The sequence below is a fragment of the Candidatus Accumulibacter vicinus genome (genome assembly GCF_000584955.1).
Classification (GTDB): Bacteria; Pseudomonadota; Gammaproteobacteria; order Burkholderiales; family Rhodocyclaceae; genus Accumulibacter; species Accumulibacter vicinus.
In genome coordinates this window covers 5,622-6,431 of record NZ_JDSS02000032.1, presented here as the reverse complement: position 1 = coordinate 6,431, position 810 = coordinate 5,622, and the positions used below count along the sequence as shown (strand labels likewise).

Below are 810 nucleotides of genomic sequence, written 5' to 3'. Positions count from 1 at the left end.
CGTATTGGCGGTCGATGGCGGTGAGCAGGGCGTCGGCGGCGTCGCGTTGTTCGATGCGGGTGAGCCGGCCCAGGTGAGCGGTCCCCTGGTCCCAGAGGAAGAGGTCGCGGCTGTTGTCGTCATAGGTGGTGCGGGTGAGGCGGTTGAGGGCGTCGTATTGCCGGCGGGTGGTCTGGCCCTGGGCGTCGGTGTGGGTCAGTTCGTTGCCGGCGGCGTCGAAGGTCTGGCTGCTGACGCCACTGTCGGGGGAGTCGAGGCCGGTGGCGTTGCCCAGGCCGTCGACGGTGTAGCGCGTGATGAGGTTTCTGGGGTCGGTGACGCGGCTCAGGCGGTGCTGTCCGTCGTAGGCGTACTGGGTGACGCCGCCGCTCGGATCGGTGACGCGGATGAGGCGGTTGAGGGCGTCGAAGGCCTGGGTGGTGGTGCGGGTGCCGGCACCGTGCGGGGTGCTGAGGGTGGTGAGGTTGCCTTGCGGATCGTAGGTGTAGTCGGCCTGGAGCTGGTCGAGCGCGCCGAGTTCGCGGGTCAGGCGGCTGAGCGCGTCATGGACGCGTTTGCGGGTCTGGCTGAGGATGTGGGCGGGGTCGCGCCATTCTTCTTGGACGCGATTGCCGGCGGCGTCGAGGGTGGTGGTGAGGGTGTTGCCGAGGGCGTCGGTGATTTGCGTGAGGCGGTGGGCGGGGTCGTAGGTGTAGGCGAGGAAGCTGCCGTCGGGTGACGTGAGGCGGGTGAGCTGGCCGGCGGGGTCGTAGGTGTAGACGGTCTGTTCGTCGCCGACGGTCTGGCCGGTGAGGCGGCCGCGCGGGTCGT

General features: G+C 69.8%; 1 pseudogene. It reads right to left on the bottom strand.

Going from position 1 to position 810, the window contains the following annotated elements:
• A pseudogene (locus CAPSK01_RS23200) lies at positions 1 to 810 on the bottom strand (hypothetical protein); the annotation flags it as partial.